7 protein-coding genes and 1 pseudogene are annotated in these 6,000 nt (G+C 39.4%); all 8 read right to left on the bottom strand.

Features of this window, described 5'->3' with window-relative positions:
• Positions 1-92: 92 nt before the first annotated feature.
• Positions 93-743 (bottom strand): DUF1803 domain-containing protein, encoded by a 651-nt coding sequence (locus HMPREF2837_RS05800; RefSeq protein WP_049549350.1) that lies wholly within the window; start codon positions 741-743, stop codon positions 93-95.
• Positions 727-1,239: a YiiX/YebB-like N1pC/P60 family cysteine hydrolase gene (locus HMPREF2837_RS05795; RefSeq protein ID WP_049549351.1), complete on the bottom strand. Its 513-nt coding sequence runs from the start codon at positions 1,237-1,239 to the stop codon at positions 727-729. Before HMPREF2837_RS05795 ends, HMPREF2837_RS05800 begins: the two co-directional genes overlap by 17 nt.
• Positions 1,240-1,302: 63 nt before the next feature.
• Positions 1,303-2,238: a manganese-dependent inorganic pyrophosphatase gene (locus tag HMPREF2837_RS05790; protein ID WP_049549352.1), complete on the bottom strand. Its 936-nt coding sequence runs from the start codon at positions 2,236-2,238 to the stop codon at positions 1,303-1,305.
• A gap of 84 nt (positions 2,239-2,322) precedes the next feature.
• On the bottom strand, positions 2,323-2,607 hold the full coding sequence (locus HMPREF2837_RS05785; protein WP_049549353.1) for a GIY-YIG nuclease family protein: 285 nt from the start codon (positions 2,605-2,607) through the stop codon (positions 2,323-2,325).
• Positions 2,597-3,343 (bottom strand): tRNA1(Val) (adenine(37)-N6)-methyltransferase, encoded by a 747-nt coding sequence (locus HMPREF2837_RS05780; protein ID WP_049549354.1) that lies wholly within the window; start codon positions 3,341-3,343, stop codon positions 2,597-2,599. The genes HMPREF2837_RS05785 and HMPREF2837_RS05780 overlap by 11 nt, the downstream gene beginning before the upstream one ends.
• 49 nt (positions 3,344-3,392) lie before the next feature.
• Positions 3,393-3,755, bottom strand: a complete 363-nt coding sequence (locus tag HMPREF2837_RS05775) for a S1 RNA-binding domain-containing protein (protein ID WP_000689622.1) — start codon at positions 3,753-3,755, stop codon at positions 3,393-3,395.
• Position 3,756: 1 nt separating this feature from the next.
• Positions 3,757-5,157, bottom strand: a complete 1,401-nt coding sequence (locus tag HMPREF2837_RS05770) for a bifunctional Cof-type HAD-IIB family hydrolase/peptidylprolyl isomerase (RefSeq protein WP_049549355.1) — start codon at positions 5,155-5,157, stop codon at positions 3,757-3,759.
• A 79-nt stretch (positions 5,158-5,236) separates the two neighbouring features.
• Positions 5,237-5,740 (bottom strand): annotated as a pseudogene (locus HMPREF2837_RS05765) (GNAT family N-acetyltransferase).
• Positions 5,741-6,000 lie beyond the last annotated feature (260 nt).

The following is a 6,000-nucleotide window of genomic DNA, read 5'->3' as shown; positions in this document are numbered from 1 at the left end:
GGATTTACCCACTACAGAAATTATAGAGCCGTTTTTTAAACACCTGATATTATGCGTTTTTCTGATTTTAAAGAATTTTATCCAGTCTACTTCTATCTTTTTATAAAGATGAATCGTTCATTATCAAATTCTACAGCTAACTCGTATTTCCCATCTTCATTTTGAAGGATGTAACCTAATAAGACTAAACTATCAACAAAGATATCACGTCGTTTCTGCATGAGTTGATCTTTTTTGAGGAACTTGAGCAAAAAAGTAGTCATATACTTGAGAGCATACTCAGGATTGACATCCCCTAAAATTTCATACAGTCTCTGCTGATCATCGGTCAGCGGATACTGATGCTTGACTTTATAAAAATAATTAGACAAGGTCATCTTTTCCCTTGCAAAATCGGTGTACTCTTCTAGGATAGCTGCATTTGTTTGATTGCGCAATTCTGTCTTAAAATCTTTCTCCAGGATTTCTTGATAAACAGGACTATTATCTTTCACAAAGACTTCTTGGTCTAGTGCAAGAGATTCTGTAGATTCTAGAAAGGGAAGATTGAGATAATAGCGTTTGTTTTCTCTCAAAATCAAACCCGCTTTAATATATTCCTCCAAATACTTATCAACTGCAACTTCTGGAAAATGTGACTTAATCTCTCGCAAAATAACTTCATCATGCTGATCAAGATAGTCTACCAAATCTCTAAAGAATGGTTGTCGCGTCAAACGTGATGGATTAAAAATCTGAATCATGAAGATTCCTTTCTTTACAAACTAAAAGTGGTGATGTTGCTAATTGACTCGGGTTAGTGCCAGGCTGATTCAGAGGTACAGGAAGCCCCAAATCTCGATAATATTCTCTCCAGAAATCACTGATTTCCTGTGTATTATCCCCAAACTTCATGGGAATGGTCTCAAAAATAGGAAGAATGTCTGCGATATATTGGGAACAATAGAAACCCTCCCCATCAGGATAAAAAGAAAAATTATAAGGAGCTCCTAGGTGTTGGTCTGCTCTTTTCTTTACCTTTTGAATATCTATCTGTGGATAACTATAGATATCATACAGACAATCTGATTCGAAGAAATCTCTTGGTTCCTGACAAACAACACCAGCTTTCCCACTAGCATGATAAACCTGTCCGTCCAAAAAGATGGCCACATGGCTATAGTGACCAGTAGATTCCTGGATTGCCTGTCCTATATCCGAATCATCTTTCGCAAAAATCAAATCGCCATTTTCTAACATACTTCTCTCCTAGCAAAAAAGGAGCCGAAACTCCTTTTTAACAATGGGTTTCCCCATCTATCATTATGCATTAAAGCTTTCTGTCAATTGAGGTACAACTTGTTTCTTACGTGAAACAGCACCTGGAAGGAAAGCATGGTTGTTTTCAAGTTTGAAGTTGAAAGCTACTTCTACCTTGTCCATATTTGCACCAAGTGCAAGAATTTCTGAGTTTGAGTTGACGATGTCTGTAATCATCAAGACAAAGTCAGAGTAGCCGTTTGCTGCGTTTGTGGCTTGGATAGCTGCTTCGATTTCAGCTTGGCGTTCCAATACTTCAGCAATATCAACTGTATTCACTTGGGCAACACGTACGTTGTTACCGTTCAATTCAAAAGTCTTTGCATCGATGTCAATCAATTCTTCTGCTGACTTGCTTGCCAAGTTTGTACCAGCCTTGAGCATTGCAAGACCGTATTCTTCCAAGTTCACACCAGCCAATTCAGCCAATTCTGGAGCAATGACTTTATCTGTTAGGTGTGTTGTTGGTGATTTCAAAAGAAGAGTATCTGAAATCAAACCTGAAAGCATCAAACCTGCAATTTCTTTTGGCACAGCTACACCATGTTCTTTGAACATGCGGTAAACGATAGAAGATGCTGATCCAACAGGCTCCAAACGCATGTAGAGTGGGCTTGCAGTTTCAAAATTAGCCACACGGTGGTGATCCACCACACCATAAACTTCAACTTCAGCAATATCTGAAACCGATTGTTGGAATTCATTGTGGTCAGTCAAGATAACTTGTTCTGCACCTTCCGCTTTAGCAGATGTGATCACGCGTGGTGCTTCCACACCAAAATAGTTCAAGACGAAAGCTGTTTCTTCATTTGGAGTTCCAAGAGCCACCGCTTCTGTATCCAAACCATAAGCTTCTTTTGCAAGATAAGCAAAAGCAACAGATGAACCAATAGCATCTGAGTCTGGATTTTGGTGACCAAATACTAGAATCTTAGACATGATAATACCTCGTTTCTTTATTCACTCTATTGTAGCATTTTTTTCAATTTTTGACAAAAGTAAGAGGAGTCAAAGAACTCCTCACTAGATCTCGAAAATATTGGCTAAATTCCTATCTTGATTGTCATTTAGATAGCTTACTTTCTGCAGACGTGTCTTGCGTTTAAAAAGAGCTTCGGCTGACATGGCTTCTTCTTTACTATCGAAACCTTCTACATAGATAAGTTTTACTGGCAACCGAGCTCGTGTGTACTTAGCTCCCTTACCACTATTGTGAACGGCGATTCTTTTTTTGACATCCGTTGTATAGCCAGTATAGTAGGAACTATCCCGACACTCAACCACGTACATATAGGCCTTATGAACCATAATAGATCTCTTGAATTTCTGGTGTATAAGTGCCATCACTATTATGAACAATAAGTGGTGGTAAAACCTTAAAACCACTAGTGGAGCCGTCCTTGATAGCCTCGATCAAAAGCATATTGGCTTCTTTCTCCCGTTTAGGGTAAACAAATTGCAGACGCTTTGGAGCCAAATTGTGTTGTTGAAGCGTTTCTAAAATATCTAACAATCGATCAGGACGATGGACCATGGCTAAACGCCCATTGGATTTGAGAATACTTTGGGCACTACGGCAGATTTCCTTAAGATTGGTCGTAATTTCGTGCCGAGCCAACAAATAGTGCTCACTCTCGTTCAGATTAGAATTTGGGTCCACCTTAAAATAGGGAGGGTTGCATAAAATCAAATCAACCTTACTCCCCTGAATGTAAGCAGGCATATTTTTCAAATCATCACAAATGACCTGCATCTGTTCTTCCAAGCCATTTAATCGGACTGACCGGTCTGCCATATCCGCCAATCGTTCCTGGATTTCAACAGACAGAATTTTCGCCTTAGTACGACTACTGGCAAAAAGTCCAACAGCTCCATTACCCGCACAAAAATCCACTATCAAGCCATTTTTAGGAAAGCGAGGAAAGCGTGACAAAAGTACACTATCCACCGAATAGCTGAAAACCTCTCTATTTTGAATAATCTTGATATCTGTAGAAAAGAGCTGATTGATTCTCTCTCCTGATTTTAATAATTCTTCTACCATACTTCTATTATAACAAACTATATTAATATTTCAAGAGAGAAAAAATCAATTAAGACTTTTTCTTATTTAGATTAGAGATAGCTTCCTTGGTCCAGATAGGCATCATGCGAGCCAAAGGAGCAAATCCGTATTTGACACGGTCACTTGAAAAACGTCTCCGTCTCGGTAATTGATGTTTCTCTTCTTCCAAAGTCCGAATAGAAAGACTTGCTTTCCCTGTATACTCGTCCAAATCGACAACCTGGACTTGAACTTCTTCACCGATTTTCAGTACATCATAGATATTCTCAATAAATCCTGTACGAATTTCAGAAATATGAATCAAGCCTGTGATACCAGTCTCTAACTCCACAAAGGCTCCATAAGACTGAATCCCTGTAATTCGCCCTGTTAGCTTATCACCTATTTTCATCCTAGTCCTCGATTTCAATCGTTTCGATAACGACATCTTCAACTGGCTTGTCCATTGCACCTGTTTCTACACCTGCAATTGTATCCAGAACTTCATAAGAAGCTTCATCCGCAAGTTGACCGAATACAGTATGACGACGGTCTAGATGAGGAGTTCCACCTTGTTCTGCATAAATCTCCGCAATTGGCTCTGGCCAACCACCACGAGCAATTTCTTTCTTAGAATATGGCAAGTGTTGATTCTGCACGATAAAGAACTGGCTACCGTTGGTATTTGGTCCAGCATTGGCCATAGAAAGGGCTCCACGGATATTGTAAAGTTCTTCTGAAAATTCGTCTTCAAATGACTCACCATAGATAGATTCGCCACCCATACCAGTACCAGTTGGATCTCCACCTTGAATCATAAAGTCCTTGATAATACGATGGAAAATCACACCATCATAGTAACCGTCTTTAGACAGAGCAATAAAGTTGGCAACTGTTTTTGGTGCATGCTCAGGGAAAAGCTTAATACGCAACTCTCCATGATTGGTCTTAATGGTCGCAAGAGGACCTTCTACTGTTTCAATGTCTACCTGTGGGAAATGCAATTCTTTTTCTACCATACCAAATCCTTCTAAAGCATCAAAAATGCCATCTTCTTCTAATGTTTTTGTAATATAATCTGCTTTTTCTTTGATTTTATCATGAGCAATTCCCATGGCAACGCTGATTCCAGCATAATCAAAGAGTTCCAAGTCGTTGAGCCCATCTCCAAAAACCATGACGTTCTCTGGTTTCAAACCTAGGTGTTCCACAACCTTTTCCACCCCCGTCGCTTTGGAGCCTGAAATCGGCACAATATCAGACGAATGTTGATGCCAGCGTACCATACGCAAAGTCGATGCTAAACTTTCAGGCAAAGTCAGGTCATCTCCCTGATCCTCAAAAGTCCACATCTGATAGATGTCTTCTTTTTTATAAAAATCAGGATCAACATCCAAGTCAGGATAAATTGGATCAATGGCCTCACTAATCAACTCAGTTCTAGTGGAGAGTTTAGCAGTATGACTACCAACTAAACCATAGTCAATCCCCACTTCCTTAGTCCAAGCAATATAGCTTTCAACCTTATCTTTTGAGATTTTGTTACTATCAATCACATTGCCTTTTTTATCCTCAATATAGGCACCATTCAGAGTAACAAAAAAGTCAGGTTTAAGTTCGCGAATCTCTGGCACGACACCAAAAATTCCACGTCCAGTCGCAATGCCCGTTAATATTCCTTTCTCACGCAATTGTTTAAAGACTGTTGGAATAGTACTTGGAACAAAACCTGTCTTTGAATTGCGTAAAGTATCATCTATATCAAAAAAGATAATCTTAATCTTCTTAGCCTTGTATCTTAATTTGGCATCCATTATAATACCTCCTTCAATTCACTCTTTCCATTATACCATAAAGTAGAGAAATCCCACATCCCAATAAAATCCTTGTCTCTTATCCAAATTCCTTTACTAGATACAAAACTAAATCATCATTATTTTGGCTAGTTGCATTCATTTCCAAGGGTTGATTTCGATACCAGACACCTGTCCCATCTGGAATGTAGCCCCGTCTGATATACAATCTCTGGGCAGGGCCATAGCCTAAGTGCAAACCTACACCAAGAGTGACCTTACTCGAAACAAACTTGACTCGTTTTTCTGCTTCTTCTAGCAGTTGATTCCCAATCCCTTGATTTCGAAAAGGCTCAAACACATTAAAATCTGATAATTCTGGATAGACTTCTGCAAAAGGACCATGTTTAGCAGAGGGCAAAATGGTAACGTAGCCCGCTACAGCACCACCAATCTCTGCAACTAAGACTTCTCTCTCCCCACTTTCCTATTCCAGAAAATATCTAGCCAAAATTTCCTCTCTACCAGGCCAACCTTGATTCATAAATCCATGAGATAAGGATTCAATATCAGACTTAATCATATTTCTAATCGTACAATTCATCTTTGACTTACCCACCTTTGCTCTTTCTATTACCATTATATCACGCCAAAGTCAGAAAAAACTATCTCGTGAAAAAAGACCCACCTGGGTCTGAAAAATAGGTCCACTCGGAACTCAACTCGCTATCCCATTTCCATGCTCGTGAAAAAAAGACTCGTCGGGGTCTTAATTCGCTTTCTTGTTTTCAAGCTCATGAAAAAGAGGTCCACTGGACCCAAACTCGCTCTCTCATTTCAAGGCTCGTGAAAAAAAGACCCAAC

This window comes from Streptococcus sp. HMSC071D03 (genome assembly GCF_001812125.1).
Classification (GTDB): Bacteria; Bacillota; Bacilli; order Lactobacillales; family Streptococcaceae; genus Streptococcus; species Streptococcus pseudopneumoniae_N.
The sequence above is the reverse complement of the archived record's forward strand: the minus strand, read 5'-3'. Positions and strand labels throughout refer to the sequence as shown.

Excerpts from the sequence above, each read along its gene's own strand:
- HMPREF2837_RS05800 (WP_049549350.1), bottom strand. The coding sequence starts at position 743 with ATGATTCAGATTTTTAATCCATCACGTTTGACGCGACAACCATTCTTT.
- HMPREF2837_RS05795 (WP_049549351.1), bottom strand. The coding sequence starts at position 1,239 with ATGTTAGAAAATGGCGATTTGATTTTTGCGAAAGATGATTCGGATATA.
- HMPREF2837_RS05790 (WP_049549352.1), bottom strand. The coding sequence starts at position 2,238 with ATGTCTAAGATTCTAGTATTTGGTCACCAAAATCCAGACTCAGATGCT.
- HMPREF2837_RS05785 (WP_049549353.1), bottom strand. The coding sequence starts at position 2,607 with ATGGTTCATAAGGCCTATATGTACGTGGTTGAGTGTCGGGATAGTTCC.
- HMPREF2837_RS05780 (WP_049549354.1), bottom strand. The coding sequence starts at position 3,343 with ATGGTAGAAGAATTATTAAAATCAGGAGAGAGAATCAATCAGCTCTTT.
- HMPREF2837_RS05775 (WP_000689622.1), bottom strand. The coding sequence starts at position 3,755 with ATGAAAATAGGTGATAAGCTAACAGGGCGAATTACAGGGATTCAGTCT.
- HMPREF2837_RS05770 (WP_049549355.1), bottom strand. The coding sequence starts at position 5,157 with ATGGATGCCAAATTAAGATACAAGGCTAAGAAGATTAAGATTATCTTT.